This window comes from Aquamicrobium defluvii (genome assembly GCF_004363725.1).
GTDB classification, from domain to species: Bacteria; Pseudomonadota; Alphaproteobacteria; order Rhizobiales; family Rhizobiaceae; genus Mesorhizobium; species Mesorhizobium defluvii.
This window is the reverse complement of the sequence record NZ_SNZF01000030.1, coordinates 26,145-47,350: the sequence shown is the minus strand read 5'-3', so window position 1 is coordinate 47,350 and position 21,206 is coordinate 26,145. Positions and strand designations below refer to the sequence as shown.

Sequence of the window (21,206 nt, the reverse complement as noted above, 5' to 3'; positions counted from 1 at the left end):
ATTGCAGGCGCACGCAGGCTGGTCGTAACCGCAAACGCCGTCCTCAAAACCGCTACGCCATGGCAGACAGGCAAAGCCGCCTAGACACAGTTGCTGGCATGAAGGTGGGCACCAGCCCCTCATCCTCAAGGCCGATGATGACACGGCCGGCCCGTTGTCGTGTTCGGCATCGGAAGTTGCAGAAATGGAGTTGGCTTTCCTGCGTGCGGCCGTGCGCGCAGAAACATGCAAATCCCACATGCACGTCACTTCACGCCCACACTCCCGCTTCGGGAGCGGATTGTTTGCGTTGCATCAAAGTTGGCGGTGGCGGTCAAGCCTATAGAGGCATCGAAAAACTGAACCCCCACAAGAGGGAAAACCGTACCATGAGATACAAACTCGCATTTCCGGTTGCGATAGTCGCCGTTCTGCTGGCCGGAGCCGTTCAGGCGGCCGACCATCAGGTGCAGATGCTGAACAAGGGCGAGAAGGGCACAATGGTGTTCCAGCCCGATCTCATCATTGCGGAGCCCGGCGACACCGTCACCTTCGTGCCGACCGACAAGTCCCACGATGCCGAAAGCATCAAGGGCATGATCCCGGAGGGGGCCGAGCCCTTCAAAGGCAAGATCAATGAGGAGGTGACCGTCACCGTCGAGAAGGAGGGCATTTATGGCGTGAAATGCACGCCCCATTACGGCATGGGCATGGTCGCGATGATCGTCGTCGGTACGCCGGGTAATCTGGAAGAGGTCAAAGCCATCAAGCACCCCGGCAAGGCCAAGAAGGTGTTCGAACGGCTGTTCAGCGAACTGCCGGCCAACTGACTGCTTGCAGGGCGGGCAGGCCAGACGGATGGCCGCCCGCCCTTGCTGTTTTATTCCCGGTTATCCGCAGCGGCCGCCTTCTTCCTCTGGCGGCTTTCCGCATGAGCCTGCGAGCAGGCAACATTTTTCGTCACTTCCGAATGCTGTCGCCCCGGTCTTTTCATCGGGGCGGCAAAGCCATTTGCTGCACCCGCGCCAGATCCCCCGCCATTCGCCCGATGACGCTTGTCGTCATGATGCGATTGCCGCCTGAACCTGTCGGCAGGAATTTGCGGGTGCTGCCTTGCGTCAGCCCATTATGTCGCAGGCCAATCCGTTCCTGATTGATATGGCGCAAAGAGCCCCGCCCCAACCCCGTCTAGCAATCCGGTCATGACATACCGGATGAATGGCGCGATGAGTCTCCTGCGTTTTTTACTTCTCCTGAGCGCGATAGTGAGTTGGGCGGGCGGTGCCTCCGCAGCTTCCGTATTGCAGGAGTATCTGCCTTCGGCGGTTGCTTCCAAACTGGTGCCGGATGCCGATGGCTTCGGGCCGATCCGCAGCGACCTCCCCGTCGCTCCCGTCCTGAAGGATGGTGAAACGGTCGCCTGGGCGTTCATCACATCCGACTTTGTCGGCACGACTGGATATTCGGGCAAGCCCATCCATTCGCTCGTTGCCGTCGGCAAGGATGCCCGCATTCTCGGCGTGCAACTGGTGAAGCATTCCGAGCCGATCGTCCTGATCGGTATCCCCGAAGCCAAGGTGAAAGCCTTCGTTGAAGGCTATGCCGGACTTGATCTGCTGGCCGAAGCGAAGGCCGGCGGCACCGCGCATGATGTCGACATCATTTCCGGGGCGACGGTGACGGTGATGGTGATCGACGACTCGATCATCCGTTCCGGCCTCAAGGTTGCCCGTGCGCTTGGCCTCGGTGGCCTGACGCCCGAACAGGCCGATGCCGGGCCCAGCTTTGAAATCGATCCGGATGCGGCCGCGCCTGCGGACTGGTTCGAGGCCGAAGGCGACGGTACGGTGCGCAGGCTTACGCTCGATGTCGGGCAGGTCAACGACGCCTTTGCAGCGCATGCCGATACGAGAGCGCGCGAGCGGGCGCTGACCGACGCGCCGGAGACGCTGTTCATCGAATTGCAGGCCGCGCTGGTTTCCGTGCCGCCGGTGGCCGAAGGGCTGCTGGGCAGCGCCGAGGCGGCCAATCTGAAAAGCTGGCTCAAAGACGGCGAAAACGCCATCGCGCTGATGGGGCGCGGGCTCTATTCCTTCAAGGGGTCGGGCTATGTGCGCGGCGGCATCTTCGACCGGGTCGTGCTGATCCAGGACGATGTATCGGTGCGCTTCCGCGACCGCGACCACCGGCGTCTTTCGACCATCGCTGCCGATGGTGCGCCTGATTTCGTGGAAAAGGATCTGTTTCGCATTCCTGCCGATGTCGGCTTCGACCCGACAAAGCCGTTCCGCATCCAGCTTCTGGTACAGCGCGAGGTCGGGCCGATCGAGAAGGTGTTCCACACATTCGATCTCGGCTACCAGCTTCCGCAGAAATATCTGCGCGCCATTGCGCAGCCTGCGCCACAACCGGAGGCCGCGGCTGTCGCCGACCGTGGTGAGGGCGCCGCACAGGCAGAGCTGTGGAAGCGGATATGGATGGATTCCAAGCTGAAGATCGCCGTGCTCGGCGCCATGCTGACGGTGCTGACGGGTGTGTTCTTTTTCCAGACTTTCGCAGTCAGGAACGAGCGCTGGTTCTATGTCTTCCGCATCTGCTTCCTCACGGTCACGCTGGTGTTCCTTGGCTGGTATGCCAATGCGCAGCTTTCCGTCGTCAATCTCATGGCCCTGTTCGGAAGCCTGGTGAACGGCTTCAGCTGGCAGGCTTTCCTGCTCGACCCGCTGACCTTCATCCTGTGGTTTGCGGTGGCGGCTGCCCTTCTGTTCTGGGGGCGTGGGGCCTATTGCGGCTGGCTGTGCCCGTTCGGCGCTTTGCAGGAACTGACCAACCAGATCGCCCGCAAGCTGCGCATCCCGCAATGGACCCTGCCATGGGGGCTGCACGAGCGGCTCTGGCCAGTCAAATACATGATCTTCCTTGGGCTGTTCGGCGTCTCCCTGGTCTCCATCGAGCAGGCGGAGCATCTGGCTGAGGTTGAGCCTTTCAAGACGGCGATCATCCTGAAATTCATGCGTGCCTGGCCCTTCGTTGCCTATGCCGCTGCGCTTTTGATGGCCGGCCTGTTCGTGGAGCGCTTCTATTGCCGCTACCTCTGCCCTCTTGGGGCGGCGCTGGCGATCCCTGCGCGGCTGCGGATGTTCGACTGGCTCAAGCGCTACCATGAGTGCGGCAACCCCTGCCAGACCTGCGCAAACCAGTGTCCGGTGCAGTCGATCCACCCCACGGGCGAGATCAACCCCAACGAGTGCATCAACTGCCTGCACTGCCAGGTGCTCTACCAGTCCAAGACGACTTGTCCCGTCGTGATCAAGAAGATGAAGCGTCGGGAGAAGTTGGCGGAAAGCACGCCTTCCGGGCCGCGTGGCCCGTCTGTCGGGCAGCCCACGGTGGTCCGGGCTGGCGTTTCTGAAGTTTAACCAAAGGAGTTGGAATATGGAATCCACGGTGAAAAAGGGGCTTAGCCGCCGCACCCTGCTTGGTGCCAGCGCCGGCGGCGCGGTAGCGGCAAGCGCGTTTGGCGGCAGCCTTGTGATGGGCCCGGCCGCGCTGGGGCTTGGCGTGACCGGCGCAGCCACGGCCATGAGTGGCGGCAGCGCGCGGGCGGCGGGGGCCGATGGCTCCGTAGCGCCCAGCCAGCTTGACGACTATTACGGCTTCTGGTCCTCGGGACAGACCGGCGAAATGCGCATTCTGGGCATTCCCTCCATGCGCGAACTGATGCGCGTGCCGGTGTTCAACCGCTGCTCGGCAACAGGCTGGGGCCAGACCAACGAGTCGATCCGCATCCACCAGCGCACCATGACGGAGAAGACGAAGAAACAGCTCGCCGCCAACGGCAAGAAGATTCATGACAATGGCGATCTTCACCACGTCCACATGTCCTTCACCGAAGGCAAGTATGACGGCCGCTATCTGTTCATGAACGACAAGGCCAACACGCGCGTTGCCCGCGTGCGCTGCGACGTCATGAAAACCGACGCGATCCTTGAGATTCCCAACGCCAAGGGCATCCACGGCCTGCGCCCGCAGAAGTGGCCGCGCTCCAACTACGTGTTCTGCAACGGCGAAGACGAAGCGCCGCTGAACAATGACGGCTCGACCATGACGGACGTGTCGACCTATGTGAACATCTTCACCGCGGTCGATGCCGACAAGTGGGAAGTGGCCTGGCAGGTTCAGGTTTCCGGCAATCTCGACAACTGCGACGCCGACTATGAAGGCAAGTGGGCGTTCTCGACCAGCTACAACTCCGAAATGGGTATGACGCTGGAAGAGATGACCAAGTCCGAAATGGACCATGTGGTGGTCTTCAACATCGCCGAGATCGAGAAGGCCATCGCCGCCGGGCAGTATGAAGAGATCAACGGCGTCAAGGTGCTGGACGGGCGCAAGGAGGCCAAGTCCCTCTTCACCCGCTACATCCCCATCGCCAACAACCCGCACGGCTGCAACATGGCGCCGGACAAGAAGCATCTGGTCATCAACGGCAAGCTTTCGCCGACGGTAACCGTTCTGGATGTGACCAGGTTCGACGCTCTGTTCTACGAGAACGCCGAACCGCGCAGCGCCGTTGTGGCCGAACCGCAGCTTGGCCTTGGTCCGCTTCACACTGCCTTCGACGGACGCGGCAACGCCTATACCTCGCTCTTCCTCGACAGCCAGGTGGTTAAGTGGAACATCGACGAGGCCATCCGCGCCCATGCCGGCGAAAAGGTGGATCCGATCAAGGACAAGATCGACGTTCACTATCAGCCCGGCCACCTGAAGACGGTGATGGGCGAGACGCTGGACGCCACCAGCGACTGGCTGGTGTGCCTGTGCAAGTTTTCCAAGGACCGCTTCCTCAATGTGGGGCCGCTGAAGCCGGAAAACGACCAGCTCATCGACATTTCCGGCGACAAGATGGTGCTGGTGCACGATGGCCCGACCTTCGCCGAGCCGCATGATGCGATCGCCGTTCATCCCTCGATCATGTCGAACATCAAGTCCGTGTGGGACCGCAACGACCCGATGTGGGCCGAAACGCGCGCGCAGGCGGAAAAGGATGGCGTCAATATCGATGAATGGACCGACGAGGTGGTTCGCGATGGCAACAAGGTCCGCGTCTACATGACCTCGGTTGCGCCGGCCTTCAGTGTCGAGAGCTTCACCGTCAAGGAAGGCGACGAGGTGACGATCATCGTCACCAATCTCGACGAGATCGACGATCTCACGCACGGCTTCACCATGGGCAACCATGGCGTGGCGATGGAAGTGGGGCCGCAGCAGACCTCGTCGGTAACGTTCGTGGCCGCGACGCCCGGCGTGTACTGGTACTATTGCCAGTGGTTCTGCCATGCGCTGCACATGGAAATGCGCGGGCGCATGTTCGTCGAGCCGAAGGAGGCCTGATCATGCGTGCGGCTGTCCTTCTTATCGGCCTCGTCTTCGCCGCGCCTCTGGCCACGGCGGAGCGGGAGGTCGCGCCGGGAACGGGCAGCCTCGCGCAGGCCGTCGCCGGGGCTGAGCCCGGCGACGTGCTCAAACTGGTCGACGGGGTCTATCATGGCCCCGTCACCATCGACCGTCCGCTGACCATTTCCGGCCCACGCGGCGCCGTCATCGACGGGGGCAATGAAGGCAGCGTCATCACCCTGATCGCGCCGGACATCACACTCTCGGGCTTCACCGTCACCGGCTCCGGCCACGTGAACCAGGATCTCGACTCCGGCGTGAAGATCGAGAAGGGGGCGGACCGTGCCCTTGTGGAAGGGTTGCTCGTCACCGGCAACATGCATGGCATCGATGTGCATGGCGGCCGCGATGCGCGCGTTGTCGGCAACGAAATCGTCGGCACGCAGCACCCGCATATGAACGAACGCGGCAACGGCATCTATATCTGGAACAGCCCCGGCACACTGATAGAGGGCAATTCCATCCGCTATGGACGCGACGGCATCTTCTCCAACGCCAGCTCCAACAGCATCTATCGCGGCAACCTGATGCGCGACCTGCGCTTTGCCGTGCACTTCATGTATACCCGCAACACGGAGGTGTCGCAGAACATCTCGGTCGGCAACCATCTGGGCTTTGCCATCATGTTTTCCGACAGGACGAAGATCCTGCACAATCAGAGCCTTGGCGACCGCGAACACGGGCTGATGCTGAACTACGCCAACAATGCGGACGTGACCGGAAATCTGGTGCGCGGCGGCACGAAAAAATGCCTCTTCATCTACAACGCCCACAAGAACCTGATCTGGGAAAACCGGTTCGAAGGCTGCGGCATCGGCATCCACTTCACCGCCGGGTCCGAGCGCAATGTGCTGACCGCCAACACCTTCATGGGCAACCGTGAGCAGGTGAAATATGTCGGCACGCGCCACATGGAGTGGAGCCATGAGGGACGCGGCAATTTCTGGTCCGACCACCCGGCCTACGACCTGAACGGCGACGGCATTGCCGACAGCTTCTATCGCCCGAACGACCTGATGGACCAGATCCTGTGGTCGCAGCCCGCCGCAGCGCTTCTGACGGGTTCGCCCGCCGTGCAGCTTGTGCGCTGGAGCCAGCAGAGTTTCCCCGCCACGCTGCCGGGCGGCGTGCGCGATTCATTCCCCCTGATGCGCCCCCTGACGATTGCCGTCACGGACGAGGCGAAAAGTTTTGAGGCCGAAGTCCAAGGACGCTGGGCCCAAGGAAATAACGATGACCTCGACGCTGCAGATTTCACGGCTCACTAAGCGTTTCGACACTGTCGAAGCACTGGGCGACGTTTCGCTGGCGCTCGAGCAGGGCAAGCGCGTTGCGCTGCTTGGCCATAATGGCGCGGGCAAGTCGACGATGATGAAGATCGTCCTCGGCCTCATCCCTTTCGATAGCGGTTCAGTCAGCGTGTGCGGGGCCGCGCCCGGCTCTGCCGAAGCTCGCGCGCAGGTTGCCTATCTGCCGGAGAACGCATCGTTTCACCCGGCCCTGACCGGCGAGGAGCAGATCCGCTACTATCTCGCCTTGCGCGGCCAAGACCCGAAGCTGGCGATGGGCCTTCTTGAAAAGGTAGGGCTTGCCCATGCGGCGCGCCGCCGGATCGGCGGCTATTCCAAGGGCATGCGCCAGCGCGTCGGGCTGGCGCAAACGCTGATCGGCAGGCCGCGCCTTCTGGTGCTGGACGAGCCGACATCCGGCCTCGATCCGGTTTCCCGGCGCGATTTCTACGATCTTCTGGACGGGCTGGCGGCCGCAGGCACTGCGATCCTGCTGTCCTCGCATGTGCTGACCGAGGTGGAGGCCCGCACAGACCGCATCGTGATCCTTTCCGGAGGGCGGCTGGTGGCGGAAGGCACGCTGGCTGCGCTGCGGGGGCAGGCGGCCTTGCCGGTGGTGGTGCTCATCACCCCGGCAGCGGGCGAGGAGGCGGCGATCGCGCAGGCTTTCCCCGAAGCGGTGTGCACGGGAGATGGCCGGTTGCGGCTGTCCTGCGAGCAGGCCCGCAAGCTGCCGCTTCTCTCGCAGATTGCGGCGCTTGGCGCGCAGGTTGCCGACCTCGACGTGATCCCGCCAAGCCTTGAAGACATCTATTCCCATTTCAGCCGGAGGGACGGGCAATGAATCGCGTTCTCGCCACTGCCCTGTGTGAATTCCGGGTCGCGTTCAGAAACCGGTGGGTGGTTATCGCCACCGCGATGATGGCGCTGTTTGCTCTGGTGCTGGCAGCGGCAGGCGCTGCCCCCACGGGCGACATCGGCGTCGACCGGCTTTCGGTGGTCGTTGCCTCGCTCACCTCGCTGTCAGTCTATCTGGTGCCGCTTCTGGCGCTGCTGATGAGCTTCGATGCCGTGGCGGGCGAGGTGGAGCGCGGCACCCTGCCGCTGCTCCTGACCTATCCGGTTTCGCGGTTTCAGATCCTGCTTGGCAAGCTGCTTGCCCATATCGCCATTCTCGGCCTTGCGACGGGTCTGGGTTACGGGCTGGCTGCCCTTGCCGCAATACTGGCTGATCGGGGCGCGCTTGCCGGGCTGCCTTCGCTGTGGCGGCTTGTGTGGTCGTCGGTGCTGCTTGGCGCGACATTCCTCGGCACGGGCTATGCGCTTTCGGCGCTGGCGCGGCGCACTTCCAGCGCAGCCGGGCTGGCCATCGGCCTGTGGCTGGTGGTGGTCGTTCTCTACGACCTCGCGCTTCTCGCCCTCATCGTTTCGGATGCCGGCGGGCCGCTGACGACACGCGTTCTGCCGGTGGCGTTGCTGTCCAACCCCGCCGACGCCTTCCGTATCTTCAACCTGTCGGCAGCGGAGGCCGTTGCCGCTGCCGGCGGCATCGGTGGCGCCGCCGCCGCGATACCGCTCTGGCAATCCGCGGCCTCGATCCTTCTGTGGCCCGCCGCCGCTCTATCGCTGGCATGGGCCGCGTTCAGAAAGGTGACGCCATGAAGACCCTCCTGCGCCTGATGCTGCTGGCCGCCCTGCTGTCCGCCGGCGCCTGTTCGGAGGAGGTTGTGCAGAACACCACCCCGCAGGACATGACGGCGGAAACGCTTGGCCATTACTGCCAGATGAACCTGCTCGAACATCCCGGGCCCAAGGCGCAGGTTCACATGAAGGGCATTCCCGCGCCGCTGTTCTTCAGCCAGGTGCGCGATGCAATCGCCTATGCGCGCGCGCCGGAACAGTTCGCGCCGATCCTCGTGATCTATGTCAACGACATGGGGGCTCCAGGGGCAACATGGGAAGAGCCGGGCGACGGCAACTGGATCGATGCGAGCAAGGCGTTCTTCGTTGTCGGCTCTGCCCGCGAAGGCGGCATGGGCGCGCCGGAAACCGTGCCCTTTGCCCGCCGTGCCGACGCCGAAGCCTTTGCCAGAGCCGAAGGAGGAACGGTTCTCGAACTGGCCGCGATCACCGACGACATGGTGCTGGCGCCGGTGGAGCAGGATCGGGAAGGGGGCGACGGCGATGACAAAGATTTCGAAGGCCGGCTGAGGGCCTTGCCAAATGCAATTGGAGGCTGAACCATGCTGACGCGCCGCCGTATGATCGCAATTTCAGCCGCCATGGCGGCATCGTCATGGGTGCCTGCCGCCTGGGCAAAACCGGCCTCCCGCCTGTGGACCGGGCAGGCCCTTGGCGCGCGCGTGTCCATCAGGCTGGACCATCCGCAGGCCGAGGCTGTAGCTGCCCGCGTGTTCGCGGAGATCGGGCGGCTGGAGAATATTCTGAGCCTTTATCGGGCCGACAGCGCGCTCAGCCGTCTGAACCGCGAGGGCCGTCTGGAGAGCCCGCCCTTCGAGTTGCTGGAATGCCTTTCGATTGCCGGCACGGTTCATAAAGCCAGCGGTGGCCGCTTCGACCCGACCGTGCAGCCGCTGTGGGCGCTGTGGGCGGAAGCTGCTGCATCCGGCATGCGGCCCGCACAGGCTGAAATCGAACGGACACTGCGCAAAACCGGCTGGGAGAAGATTCGCCTCAGCCCGGACGCGGTGGTGATGGAGCCGGGCATGGCGCTGACCCTGAACGGCATCGGGCAGGGATATATCGCCGACCGGGTCGTGGTCCTGCTGGAAGCCGAAGGACTGAACGACATTCTTGTGGATGCGGGGGAATTGCGCGCGCTGGGCGGCAATCCGGAAGGCGGCGGCTGGCCTGTGCGGCTTGAAGCGGGCGGGCGGGTGAGTCTGCGCCAGCGGGCGCTGGCCACGTCCGCGCCATTGGGAACGACCTTCGATCAGGCCGGCCATGACGGGCATATTCTCGATCCGCTGACGGGCGGGCCGGTGCGGACCGCCTGGCGCTCGGTATCGGTGTCCGCCCCGTCGGCGGCAATCGCCGACGCACTCTCCACCGCTGCCTGCCTGATGCCCGATCAGGCATCGATCGATGCCGTCATAAGCCGGTTCTCCGATGCCCGCTGTGAAGCGGCGGCGGCGCTCGACAAGGCCCGGCGCGCCTGACATGCGAGGATGTCAGGCGCGCCGGTCGATGGCTGCGCCTGCCGCACTCTGGCCATCCTCATTCCCGGCGGCGCTCGTGAGCCAGACAGGTCCGGTTGCAGGTCCGGGTGCAGATCGAGCGGGCGAGATCGCCGCTGATGTGACAGCCAGCCCGGCTGCCGTGCTGGCCAGTGCGCGACACAGGCGTAATTCTGTTCCCTGTCATGGCCGACAACAGGGATGAGAGCATTTCCGCTTCAGTCCTGATCGCGGAAACGCTCTGACGCCATGTTTTGTCGCCGCTGCTGAAGCTGCCCTAGAAGAGTTCGATCAGCTTCTGGTGGTCCATGAGCGGTTCAGGGGCGCCTTCATAGATGACGCCACCGGTTTTCAGAACCACCACCCTGTCGGCGACCGGGAGCGAATATTTCACATTCTGCTCCACGATGATGATCGAGGCGTCGAACCGTCGCTTGATTTCCTCCACCGACTTCATCACCCGGTCGACCAGATTGGGGGCAAGGCCGATCGACGGTTCGTCGAGGATGAGCACGCGCGGCCCGTGCATCAGCGCCATGCCGATGGCGAGCATCTGCTTCTGACCACCTGAAAAGGTGCCGGCGATCTGTTTCTCGCGCTCCTTCAGGATCGGGAACATGGAAAACACATCGTCCAGATGCTTCTGGATGCGCGCCCGGTCGGTTTCCACGAATGCGCCGAGTTCAAGATTGTCGCGCACCGTCAGGCTGGAGAATATAGCGTGGCCCTGCGGCACGAAGGCGAGTCCATCGGCAACGTTGAGGGCAGGGTTGCGCGCCGTCACATCGCGGCCTTCATAGAAAACCTGCCCCGCCATCGGCGGGTTCAGCCCGAAAACCGACTGCATCAGGGTCGTCTTGCCGGCGCCGTTGTGGCCCAGCACCAGCAGCGTTTCGCCCTTGTTCAGCGTCAGGTCCACACCGTGCACGGCGCGCTTCTTGCCGTAGCCGGCAACCAGCCCCTTCACTTCGAGAATTGGCCCGCTCATTTGAAGTACCTTTCCGCGAGTTCGGGGTCATTCATCAGCGCGTCGGGCGTGCCGACAGCCATGGTTCGTCCCTCGTCGAGGAAATAAACCTCGTCGCAGAGTTCCTTGATGACATCGAGATTGTGTTCGATGATGCAAACGACCTTCCCGTGTTCCGCCAGACGGCGCAGCACCGGGAAAATATCCGCAAGCGTGGTCTGGTCGAGGCCCGACATCGGTTCGTCGAAGAGCAGGACCTCCGCGCCGGTGGCCAGGAGACGGGCGACGACCAGCAGCTTTTCCTCCGCGTAGGAGAGGTCGGCGGCGGTTTCGTGGGCCTTGTTTTCCAGTTCGACGAAGCGAAGGATTTCCATTGCCCTTGCGGCGTTGGCGCGTTCTTCGGCGCGTATGCGTGCCGGATGCAGGAAGAGGTTGGGCCAGCGCCGGCCGCTCTGGTCGGGAAGCGCGACAATGACGTTTTCGATGACCGTCATGTTGGTGAACAGCCGCAGATCCTGGAAGGACCGCGCCACGCCCGCCGACACCAGCTCATGCGGTTTGCGGTCCGCGATGCTCCTGCCGTTCAGCGTGATCACGCCATCCGTCGGTTTCAGGAATCCGGTCAGCAGGTTGAATGCCGTCGTCTTGCCTGCACCGTTCGGGCCGAGAAGGCCCGTGATCTGGCCGCGTTTGAGCGCAATCGAGAAATCCTTGATCGCCGTCACGCCGGAGAACTGCTTGCGCAGGTTGCTGCCCTGAAGCACCACCCCGCCCTGGCGCCCGCCTTCGCCGTCGAGAAGCTTTCCAGCGTCGGAAGGTCCGCTTTCATCCTCGACGGAAACCAGCATGGCCTTGCGTCCCCGAGGTTCGGGAAGCAGCCCTTGCGGGCGCACCAGCAAGATCAGCATCAGCACGAGGCCATAGAGGATCAGGCGGATCTTGTCCGCGATATCGACGGGCAGGGGCACGAATTTCAGCAGTTCGGGAAGAGCGACAAGAATGGCCGCGCCGACCAGCGAGCCGCGCAGATTGCCCATGCCGCCAAGAATGACCATGGCCAGCACATAGATGGTTTCGTTGATGGTGAAGCTGTCGACGCCGACATAGCGGAAATAGCGCGCGAAGAGCGAGCCCGCCACGGCAGCCAGAGCCGCCGAAATGGCGAAGGTCGACAGCTTCATGTAAAGGATGTTGAGACCGACTGCCTGCGCGGCCGACTCGTTTTCGCGCATGGCGCGCAGCCCGCGCCCGAAAGGCGAGCGCACCAGCCGGTGGGTGAACCAGTAGCAGGCTGCCAGCGCGATCAGCGCCACGATCAGGAAGCGGTCCGGCGAAGTGATTGCAAAGCCGAAGGCATTGTAGCTGGGCACGCCCGAAATCCCGTCACTGCCGCGCGTCAGCGATTTCCAGTTGAGGATCACCTGAAGAACGATGATCTGCAGGGCGAGCGAGACGATGACCAGGTAGTGGCCCGTCACCCTCAGCGCCGGCAGGGCGATGACCGCCGAAATCACGGCGGCAACGAGAACCGACGCAATCATGTCCAGTGGAAACGGGATGCCGAAATCGGTGGCCAGAATGGCGGTGGTGTAGGCGCCGATTGCATAGAGCGCGGCGTGGGAGAGGGCAAACATGCCGGTGAAACCGACCAGCAGGTTGAACGAGATGGTGAGGATGCCATAGAGGCAGAACAGCACCGCGATGTGATAGATATATTCCATGCTCGCTAACCTCAGCGACGCGCGATGCTGAACAGGCCCTGCGGCCGCAGCATGATCATGATGAACAGGACGATGAAGGCGATCGAGCTCTGCCATTCGGTGGAAATCTTCCACAGGCCGAGGCTTTCAACGATGCCGAGCAGAAACCCGCCGGCAATGACGCCCCTGAGCGAGCCGACGCCGCCCACGATGACCGCAACGAACCCCATGAACACGGCGATGAAGCCCATATGCGTGGAGGCGCCGTCCTTCATCAGGGTCAGCGTGGCCGCCACAGCCGAGATGGCCGAGCCCAGCGCAAAGACGATGTAGGAAACCTTCTTCGTGTCGATGCCCACCACCCTTGCCATGTTGGGGTCATCGGTCATGGCCAGAATGGCGCGGCCGTAGCGTGTCTTGCGCAGGAACACCACCAGCGCGGCAACCACCGCGATGCAGGACACAACCTGCCAGATATGGACCGAGGTGAAGAACACGGGCCCCGCGAAATAGACCTCGGAGGCGAAATTTGCGCTCCTGACGCCCGATCCGAAGATGATCGCGTTGAGGTTTTCCAGCATGATGTTGAGGCCAAGCGAGGCGATCAGCGGTATCAGCGGAGGCGCGCGCCGCAGTTCCAGCGGACGGTACAGCAACGTGTAGCAGGCAACCCCAAGTAAAACGGCTGCAACGATGGCGCCGGCCATGCTCGGCAGAAGCGCCAGTCCGAAGCTCGTGGCGAGAAACCATGCCACATAGGCCGCGAACGTATAGACCGAGCCATAGGCGAAATGCACGATGCCGGTGGTCGAGAAGATCAGGCCGAAACCGATCCCCAGCAAGGCGTAGTTACTTCCGTTGATGAAGCCGTTGACGAGAAGTTGCAGGAAGAGGTCCATGGGTCCCTACCATTGAAGCGGGACGAGGCTGGCCCGTCCCGGGAGAGGCGGCCGAAAGGTTCAGCGGTTCAGGTCGATGAATTTCTGGAACGTGGGCTCGCCGTTTTCGATACGGAAAACACCGACCTGTTTCAGGGCGACATTGTTGTCCTGATAGGTCATTTCCTTTGCATAGACGCTCGGGAACGTCGGCGACTTGCGAATGACCTCCGCCAGCTTGCGGCCGTTCCAGTAGGCGCCGCCTTCCGCGCGCGCGCGGCGGATCGCTTCCGCCAGAACGTAGACGTTCTCATAGTAGTTGGCCGCGTAGAACTCCGGCTCTTCGCCGTAACGTTCCCGATAGGCTTTCGCAAACTGTTCCGACCACGGATTTTCAGCAGATGGCGCGAAGAAGTCCGTGGCATATTCATAGCCTTCGGCGGATGCGCCGGCGAGTTCCTTCACGTCGCCTGTATATTCGACGCCGATAAGCGGAACCTTGACGCCGAATTCGCGCAGTTTCTTCAGGGCGAGCCCGGTCTCCGGCGAGAAGGTCCACAGCGCCACCCAGTCGGGGTTCGAAACACGGATCTTGGCGACCTGCGTATCGATGTTCGCGGCACCGATTTCCATATATTCGGTCGCGACGATGGATTTGCCAGCCTTTTCCCAGAAGGGGTCCGCCGCCGCGATCATGCTTTCGCCGGCATCGTTCTTCCAGGCGAGCTGCGCCATGTTGCCGAGGCCAAGCTCCTCCGCGCGCATGGCGGCGGCGATGGCCAGATCGGAAGCCAGCGTGCGGTTGTGGAACATCATATCCGTCAGGCCCAGCAGCGCCATGCTGGTTCCGCCGCCATTGAGAACCAGAATTCCCTGCTGATCGGCAATGGGGGCGATGGCCTGCGTCGGCGGCGAGAATGAAGTGAGAACCGCCTGCACCCCGCTGATGTTGATGAGGCGCGTCATTGCCGAGACGCCTTCCTTGGCAACCCCGCTCTTGTGATCCTCGATCACCGCTTCCAGCGGGATGCCATCCACGCCGCCCCTGGCATTGATCTCATCGACCGCCAGCAGCACTGCGCGGCTCATCACCTTTCCATACCAGTCGCCCTTGCCGCTCATCGCAAGGATTGCGCCGAAGCGGAACACCTCGGGGTCTTTCGGTGGCTCCTGTGCCGTGGCCGGACCCGCCATGAATATCGCTGCAGCCGCAATGGCCGCGGTCAGAAACTTACGCATTGTATCCTCCCCAGATAGAAAGTCCGTATAGCGGACATACGTCCGTATAGCAGACTGAATTGATGTGAGCAACATGGCAAACGGTGCTGCGGAGATAGCCGAAGGCGCAGGGTCACGGCGGGCCGAAAGCTGCCGATGCCATGCTTGCGGCCGGAAAGCCGCGGCACCTGCGGGCAAGTTGAAGGCGCCGCGTTCTGGAAATGGGGTGCGGAAACAGCGGGGGGCGGGTGCTGCTACCAGTCCATGCTGCGCGACAGTTCTTCGGCTGTCCTGAGAAGTTCGGGCAGGAAGATCTTTTGCAGGTCCTCGACCGAATGCCGCGCAATCGAGGTTGAAGCGTTCATCGCCGCGACAACGCGGCCAAAAGACGTGCCGATGGGCACGGCGATGGAGCGGATGCCCAGTTCCAGTTCCTCGTCGATGATGGCGTAGCCCTGCGCGCGGATGCGGGCCAGTTCTTCCCGGAACTTTGCCGGGTCGACGATGGTTTTCGTGGTCATCTGTTCGAGAGGATAGCTCTCCAGCCAGTTGTCCAGCTGCTCGGGAGGCAGGCTTGCCAGAAGCACGCGGCCGATCGAACTGCATGCGGCGGGAAGCCGGGTGCCGTTGACGATTCTGGACGAATAGATCCGCCGGACTTCGACACGCTCGATATAGACGACGGAGTCCCCTTCCAGAATGGCGATGGAGGCGGATTCGTTGATTGTTCTGGTGAGCCCCTGCAACAGGGCCAGCGTCCGGTCCCCAAGCCCGATTGGCATGCGGAAGCCCTCGGCCAGCCGCAGCACGCGCGGTGTCAGCCAGAAAAACTTGCCGTCCGAATCGACATAGTGCATCTCCTTCAGCGTCAGCAGAAGCCGTCGGGCGGTCCCGCGCGTCAGGTTGGTCAGCTTGCCGACTTCGGTCAGCGTCATGCGGCCGCGCTGGCTCTCGGCCTGATCGAAGGTGAAGCACTCAAGCACGCGCACACCCCGGGCGAGGGCCTCCACAAAGTCCGTCGTCCTCTCCGCGCCCGCCGTCCTGCCGCCGTCCGGTTGCTTCTCGGTCATCTCAACCCTCTTCTGTATCTTTCGCCTGTTTATCCAGGGGCGCCGCATCTCATGCGCCCGTGATACGCGAAACCTTGCGATTTGGCGACAGCAAGTCCGCTCCACGGACATTCGTCTGCTTGACAGCGGCAAATAGCCTTCGTATTACGGACATAAGTTCGCTATACGAACTATTGTCCGTTTCAGGCGTTGCAGGGAGGCGTCGAGGTGATCGACAAGACTGTTGAGACTGTTGCTGAGGCGCTCTCCGGCGTCGCAGATGGCGCGACCTTTCTGCTGGGCGGCTTCGGCGCGGTCGGTCAGGCCACGCACCTCATCGAAGGCGTTCTGGAAACCGGCATCAGGGATCTGACGGTCGTCGCCAACAATGCCGGCTATGGCCAGGTGGGCCTTGCCCGTCTGCTGAAGGAAGGCCGTATCCGCAAGCTGATCTGCAGCTATCCGCGCATCGTCGGCTCCACGGTCTTCGAGGAGCTTTACCGGGCCGGGCGCATTGAGCTTGAGCTTGTTCCGCAAGGCACGCTCGCGGAACGGATGCGCGCTGCCGGCGCCGGTGTGCCGGCCTTTTATACCCCGACTGGCGCTGGCACCCGGCTCGCTGCGGGCAAGGAAGTGCGCCATTTCGATGGCCGCGACTGCGTTCTGGAAGAAGCCCTGTCCGGCGACGTTGCGCTTATCGAAGCATGGAAGGCGGACCGCTGGGGAAATCTGACCTATCGCGCTGCCGGGCGGAACTTCAATCCGGTTTGCGCAATGGCCGCGCGCATGACCATTGCCCAGACCCAGCATCTGGAGCCGCTCGGCACCCTCGACCCCGAGACGATCGTGACCCCGGGCATCTTCGTCGACCGGGTGGTTCATATCGAATACGGCTCCCCCCGGCTCTGACGGAAAGCGACATCCCATCATGGATACAAGAATCTGGACCCCACTTTCGCGTCGTGAGATCGCAGCCCGCATCGCCAGCGACATTCCCAATGGCTGGTATGTCAACCTTGGCATCGGCGTGCCGACTCTGGTTGCAGACGAGGTTCCCGAAGGACGCGAAGTCGTCTTTCACGCCGAGAACGGCCTGCTCGGCATCGGGCCTGCCCCGGCCGATGCCGACATCGATCCATGGCTCATCAATGCGGGCAAGCAATATGTCACGCTGCGCCCGGGCGGGTCCTACTTCCATCATGCAGACAGCTTCGCCATGATCCGGGGCGGGCACCTCGACCTGTGCGTTCTGGGCGCATATCAGGTGGCGGAAAATGGCGACATCGCCAACTGGGCGACTTCCGAGAACGACACGGCCCCGGCCGTGGGCGGCGCGATGGACCTGTCTGTGGGAACGCGCCGCGTGTGGGTGGCCATGAACCATCTGACCAGGGAAGGCGAGCCGCGGCTGGTGCGCGACTGCACATATCCGCTGACAGCACAGGCGTCTGTAGACCGCATCTACACGGACCTGGCCGTGATAGACGTGACCGCGCGCGGCTTTGTGGTTGCTGAAATGATCGCAGGAATGACATTGGAGCAGTTGCAGGCAATGACCGGCGCAACGCTGCATATGCCTGAAGCCTGAGCCGGTGATGGGAGGATCGAATGAGCGATTTTGAAGCAAGGCTGCGCGCGGTCGAGGACCGGCAGGCGATTTCCGAACTGCGCGGACGCTATTGCCATGTGCTGGATGCGCGCGACTGGGATGCGCTGGCGGACCTGTTCACCGATGACGGTGAATTTCAGGGCCTCGCCCATGTGACAGGCCGTGAGGCCGTGCATCGCTTCTTCAGCACCACCGTGGAGAGCCTTGCCGAGAATTTCTGGCACTTCTGCACCAATGCGACGGTTGATTTGCAGGATGACACGGCAACCGGCCGTATATCCATGCAGTACCTGTCGGTGAAGAAGGGCGTCTCCTACGTTTCGGCCGGCCATTACGACGATGAGCTGCGGCGCGAAAACGGGCTGTGGAAATTCCGGAAACGCAAGATCACCTTCTACTATTTCGCCCCCCTTTCGGAAGGCTTCGTCGGCAAGCCGCAATACATCACGCCTGAGGGCAAGCCGTTGGCCGCGCAGGCGTGAGGAGAAGCGCATGATCCAGTCCCGAAAAATCGGCAGGGCGCGCGTTTCACGCATTCTGGAATATGCGGCCCCTACTCATGATCCGGCATCTCTGTTTCCGGATCTGCCGCGGGAAAAGCTCGATGGCGAAGCCAAATGGCTGGCGCCTCACCACTATATCCCGTCGATGAACCGCCTGATCGTAACCATTCAGATCTGGGTTGTTGAAATCGATGACAAGATCATCCTGATCGACACGGGCGTGGGCAACGACAAGCCCCGCGCCACCGCGCGCATGAACCGCCTGAACAACAGGGTTCTGGAGTGGCTGACCGCCGCCGGTGCCGAGCGGTCCCGGGTAACCCACGTCCTTCAGACCCATATGCATATGGACCATACCGGCTGGAACACGATTCTTGATGGCGGCAAATGGGTGCCGACCTTCCTCAATGCGCGCTATCTGATCCCGCAGACCGATTTCAGGCATTTCGAGCAGGCGCTCCGGAAGGCGCCGGATGCGGTGATGGACGACAGCTGGGCCGACAGCGTGATGCCTGTCGTCGATGCCGGACTTGCCGATATGGTGCCTGACGATGCCGGCTTCATTCTTGACTGCCTCAATGTCGAGCCAGTCCCCGGCCACACGGCGGGCATGCTCAGCTATCGCCTGATGGCGGATGGCGAAGAGGGGCTGTTTTGCGCGGATGTGTTCCATTCCCCGTTGCAGATCGTCTATCCCGAGCTGAACACGGCCTATTGCGCTCTTCCCGAACTGGCGCGGCAGACCCGCGCGCGCGTTCTTGCCGATGCGGCGGACAAGGGAACGCTCATCATGCCCATGCATTTCGGTGAGCCCTGCTGTGGCTATATTGTGCGCAGCACGGGGGGCTACAGGTTCCGGAATGCCGATTGGCCGGCATTTGAACTGCCGGAGCCGCGGGCATGAGGCGCGCCGCCATTGTCATGCCGCTACGCACTCCCGTCGGTGCATTCGGGGGCGCTCTGCGGCCGCTTCCGGCAGAGAAGCTGGGTGCGCTGATTGCAAAGGCGGTCGTGGAGCGCGCCGGCATCGACCCCGGCCGCATCGACGATGTGGTGTTTGCCCAGTCCTATGCGAACTCCGAGGCACCGTGCATCGGGCGGTGGATTGCTCTGGAGGCGGATTTTCCGATTTCCGTTTCGGGCATGCAGCTCGACCGGCGCTGCGGCGGTGGCCTGCAGGCGCTGCTCACCGCGGCGATGATGGTTCAGACCGGCGCTGCCGACGTGGTGATGGCCGGCGGTGTCGAATCCATGTCCAACATCGAATACTACACCACCGACATGCGCTGGGGCAGCCGTGCGGGCAGCACGCGCCTCTACGACCGGCTCGACAGAGGTCGCGAACGCTCCCAGCCCGAATGGCGTTTCGGAAAGATTTCCGGAATGATCGAGACGGCCGAAAATCTGGCGCGTGACTATTCCATCACGCGCGAGGAAGCCGACGCCTATGCCGCGCGCAGCCAGCAGCGTGCGGCGTCGTCGTGGGAAAATGGCGTGTTCGATGCGGAAGTCGTTCCGGTGTCCGTGCCGCAGCGCAAGGGGAATCCGCAGGTTCTAAGCCGGGACGAAGGCGTCAGGCCCGGGACCACAGCCGAAACGCTGGCGGGTTTGCGCACGATCGTGCCGGGCGGAACCGTGACGGCGGGCAACGCCGCACAGCAAAATGACGCTGCTTCCGCCTGCCTCGTCGTTGCCGGGGACAAGCTTTCCGAACTTGGGCTTGAACCGATGGCATGGCTGCATGGCTGGGCGGTGGCCGGCTGCGAACCGGCGACGATGGGCATCGGCCCCGTGCCCGCGGTGCAGAAGCTGTTTGCCCGCACCGGCCTGTCGTTCGACGACATGAGCGTGGTGGAAGTGAACGAGGCCTTCGCCGCTCAGGTTCTGGCCGTGCTGAAGGGCTGGGGATGGAACGATCCGGACCGCCTCAATCCGCACGGCTCCGGCATTTCTCTGGGGCATCCGGTGGGTGCGACCGGAATGCGCATCGCCACGACGCTCATCCACGAGCTGAACCGGCGCGCAGGCCGCTTCGGCCTCGAAACCATGTGCATCGGCGGCGGTCAGGGCATCGCCGCGATTTTTGAACGGGCCGGCGCGTGAAGGCTGGCCCGCAAATACTCGAAGCCGGCGATATCGACTGGCCTGCACTGCTGCCGCGGGGCGGCATGGTGGTGTGGGGACAGGCCGCCGCCGAGCCGCTGACGCTGACAGAAGCGCTGATGGCCGCCCGGCACGAGGTTGGTGGGTTCCGCGCGGGCGTCGGCCTCGTGCTGTCTGACAGTGTCGCGCCGGAACATGCCGATTGCGTTTCGTTCATTTCCTATACGGGCGGCGCGCGAAACCGGAAGCTTGCGCAGGCGGGAAAGCTCGACATCCTGCCGCTGACCTACCGCCAGTTCGCCGATGCCCTGAGCCCGGTCGATCTGCTGCTGCTGCACCTTCCTCCCGCCGGATCTGACGGCACCTACCCGGTCGGCCTTTGTGCGGAATATATCGCCGATCTTGTCGGGCGTGCGCGCGTCGTGGTGGCGCAGGTGAACAGCCTCATGCCGGCTACCTTCGGCTCCTGCACCGTTCATCCCGGACAGATCGACTATATCGTCAGGAGTTCGCGCCCCCTGCCTGCCATGCCGGTCAGCCCCCCGGATTGCGTTACCGCGAAGATCGCGCAACGCATTGCCGGGCTGGTCGAGGATGGCGCGACCTTGCAGATGGGCATCGGCAATCTTCCCGACTCGATTATGGACGCCCTTGGCGCGCATCGCGATCTTGGCGTCCACTCCGGAACGGTTGGCGATGGCGTGGCGAGGCTGGCTGAAGCGGGCGTCATCACCAATGCGCGCAAGAGCATGGATATTGGGGTGACGGTCACCGGCGCCGTCATGGGCGGGCCGGAAAGCTGGCGCTGGGCGCAGGGCAACCGCACGCTGTGTCTTGCGCCGACTTCCTACACCCATGACCCGGCAAGGTTGGCGGCGCAGGAGCGCTTCACCGCGATCAATTCTGCGATCGAGGTCGATCTGACCGGCCAGATCAATGCCGAGGTTGCCGACGCCACCTACCTTGGCGCCGTCGGTGCGGCGGGCGATTTCATGCGCGCGGCTGCCCTTTCCAGAGGCGGCCTGCCCGTTATCGCGCTGCCGTCGATCGTCTCGAAAACCGGGCAGTCGCGCATCGTGGCGCAGCTTTCCGGCCCGGTTTCGACCGCGCGCAGCGACGCCGGCATCATCGTGACCGAACATGGCATTGCGGATCTGCGCGGCTGCACGCTCCGCGAGCGGCGGCGGCGGATGATCGACATCGCGGCTCCCGAACACCGCGCCGCATTGGATGCGGCCAATCCCTGAAGGAGGAACA

Annotated in this window: 19 protein-coding genes; 14 read left to right on the top strand and 5 right to left on the bottom strand. The window is 63.0% G+C overall.

Going from position 1 to position 21,206, the window contains the following annotated elements:
- Positions 1-368 precede the first annotated feature (368 nt).
- The 8 genes from DES43_RS18350 to DES43_RS18315 all read left to right on the top strand — a co-directional run bounded on the left by DES43_RS18350 (position 369) and on the right by DES43_RS18315 (position 9,904).
- Positions 369-809: a pseudoazurin gene (locus tag DES43_RS18350; RefSeq protein WP_035032224.1), complete on the top strand. Its 441-nt coding sequence runs from the start codon at positions 369-371 to the stop codon at positions 807-809.
- Between the two features lie 384 nt (positions 810-1,193).
- The gene (locus tag DES43_RS18345; protein WP_425352134.1) at positions 1,194-3,398 is read left to right on the top strand and encodes a 4Fe-4S binding protein; all 2,205 of its coding nucleotides are present in this window, start codon (positions 1,194-1,196) and stop codon (positions 3,396-3,398) included.
- 16 nt (positions 3,399-3,414) lie between these two features.
- Positions 3,415-5,373, top strand: coding sequence for a TAT-dependent nitrous-oxide reductase (nosZ, locus tag DES43_RS18340; RefSeq protein ID WP_035032221.1), 1,959 nt, complete (start codon positions 3,415-3,417; stop codon positions 5,371-5,373).
- A 2-nt stretch (positions 5,374-5,375) separates the two neighbouring features.
- Entirely contained in the window at positions 5,376-6,704 is a 1,329-nt protein-coding gene (locus DES43_RS18335) for a nitrous oxide reductase family maturation protein NosD (RefSeq protein ID WP_084496634.1), read from the top strand.
- Entirely contained in the window at positions 6,670-7,569 is a 900-nt protein-coding gene (locus tag DES43_RS18330; protein WP_035032218.1) for an ABC transporter ATP-binding protein, read from the top strand. The genes DES43_RS18335 and DES43_RS18330 overlap by 35 nt, the downstream gene beginning before the upstream one ends.
- Positions 7,566-8,387: an ABC transporter permease gene (locus DES43_RS18325; protein ID WP_035032215.1), complete on the top strand. Its 822-nt coding sequence runs from the start codon at positions 7,566-7,568 to the stop codon at positions 8,385-8,387. The genes DES43_RS18330 and DES43_RS18325 overlap by 4 nt, the downstream gene beginning before the upstream one ends.
- Entirely contained in the window at positions 8,384-8,965 is a 582-nt protein-coding gene (locus DES43_RS18320; protein WP_035032212.1) for a nitrous oxide reductase accessory protein NosL, read from the top strand. The genes DES43_RS18325 and DES43_RS18320 overlap by 4 nt, the downstream gene beginning before the upstream one ends.
- Before the next feature lie 3 nt (positions 8,966-8,968).
- Positions 8,969-9,904 carry an FAD:protein FMN transferase gene (locus DES43_RS18315; protein ID WP_035032209.1) on the top strand — a complete coding sequence of 312 codons (936 nt, stop codon included), beginning with the start codon at positions 8,969-8,971 and terminating at the stop codon, positions 9,902-9,904.
- Positions 9,905-10,199: 295 nt separating this feature from the next.
- Here DES43_RS18315 and DES43_RS18310 read toward each other — a convergent pair whose 3' ends face one another.
- From DES43_RS18310 to DES43_RS18290, 5 genes are all read right to left on the bottom strand, one after another.
- Positions 10,200-10,910 carry an ABC transporter ATP-binding protein gene (locus DES43_RS18310; RefSeq protein ID WP_051520806.1) on the bottom strand — a complete coding sequence of 237 codons (711 nt, stop codon included), beginning with the start codon at positions 10,908-10,910 and terminating at the stop codon, positions 10,200-10,202.
- A complete protein-coding gene (locus DES43_RS18305) occupies positions 10,907-12,610 on the bottom strand; it encodes a branched-chain amino acid ABC transporter ATP-binding protein/permease (RefSeq protein WP_133675906.1) in 1,704 nt (567 codons plus the stop codon). Before DES43_RS18305 ends, DES43_RS18310 begins: the two co-directional genes overlap by 4 nt.
- Before the next feature lie 11 nt (positions 12,611-12,621).
- Entirely contained in the window at positions 12,622-13,488 is an 867-nt protein-coding gene (locus DES43_RS18300; RefSeq protein WP_035032204.1) for a branched-chain amino acid ABC transporter permease, read from the bottom strand.
- Positions 13,489-13,548: 60 nt separating this feature from the next.
- Positions 13,549-14,706 carry an ABC transporter substrate-binding protein gene (locus DES43_RS18295; protein WP_035032202.1) on the bottom strand — a complete coding sequence of 386 codons (1,158 nt, stop codon included), beginning with the start codon at positions 14,704-14,706 and terminating at the stop codon, positions 13,549-13,551.
- Between the two features lie 233 nt (positions 14,707-14,939).
- Positions 14,940-15,755, bottom strand: coding sequence for an IclR family transcriptional regulator domain-containing protein (locus DES43_RS18290; protein ID WP_035032199.1), 816 nt, complete (start codon positions 15,753-15,755; stop codon positions 14,940-14,942).
- 210 nt (positions 15,756-15,965) lie between these two features.
- On the opposite strand from DES43_RS18290, the gene DES43_RS18285 reads away from it, so the two are divergent.
- Genes DES43_RS18285 through DES43_RS18260 form a run of 6 tightly spaced genes read left to right on the top strand, consistent with a single transcriptional unit; the run spans position 15,966 to position 21,196 of the window.
- On the top strand, positions 15,966-16,643 hold the full coding sequence (locus DES43_RS18285) for a 3-oxoacid CoA-transferase subunit A (protein ID WP_198027573.1): 678 nt from the start codon (positions 15,966-15,968) through the stop codon (positions 16,641-16,643).
- 19 nt (positions 16,644-16,662) lie between these two features.
- Positions 16,663-17,322, top strand: a complete 660-nt coding sequence (locus DES43_RS18280) for a 3-oxoacid CoA-transferase subunit B (protein ID WP_035032196.1) — start codon at positions 16,663-16,665, stop codon at positions 17,320-17,322.
- A 20-nt stretch (positions 17,323-17,342) separates the two neighbouring features.
- The gene (locus tag DES43_RS18275; protein ID WP_051520805.1) at positions 17,343-17,825 is read left to right on the top strand and encodes a nuclear transport factor 2 family protein; all 483 of its coding nucleotides are present in this window, start codon (positions 17,343-17,345) and stop codon (positions 17,823-17,825) included.
- Positions 17,826-17,835: 10 nt separating this feature from the next.
- Positions 17,836-18,750 carry an MBL fold metallo-hydrolase gene (locus DES43_RS18270; protein ID WP_035032193.1) on the top strand — a complete coding sequence of 305 codons (915 nt, stop codon included), beginning with the start codon at positions 17,836-17,838 and terminating at the stop codon, positions 18,748-18,750.
- Positions 18,747-19,949 carry an acetyl-CoA C-acetyltransferase gene (locus tag DES43_RS18265; protein ID WP_035032190.1) on the top strand — a complete coding sequence of 401 codons (1,203 nt, stop codon included), beginning with the start codon at positions 18,747-18,749 and terminating at the stop codon, positions 19,947-19,949. The genes DES43_RS18270 and DES43_RS18265 overlap by 4 nt, the downstream gene beginning before the upstream one ends.
- On the top strand, positions 19,946-21,196 hold the full coding sequence (locus tag DES43_RS18260) for an acetyl-CoA hydrolase/transferase family protein (protein WP_245264790.1): 1,251 nt from the start codon (positions 19,946-19,948) through the stop codon (positions 21,194-21,196). The genes DES43_RS18265 and DES43_RS18260 overlap by 4 nt, the downstream gene beginning before the upstream one ends.
- Positions 21,197-21,206 lie beyond the last annotated feature (10 nt).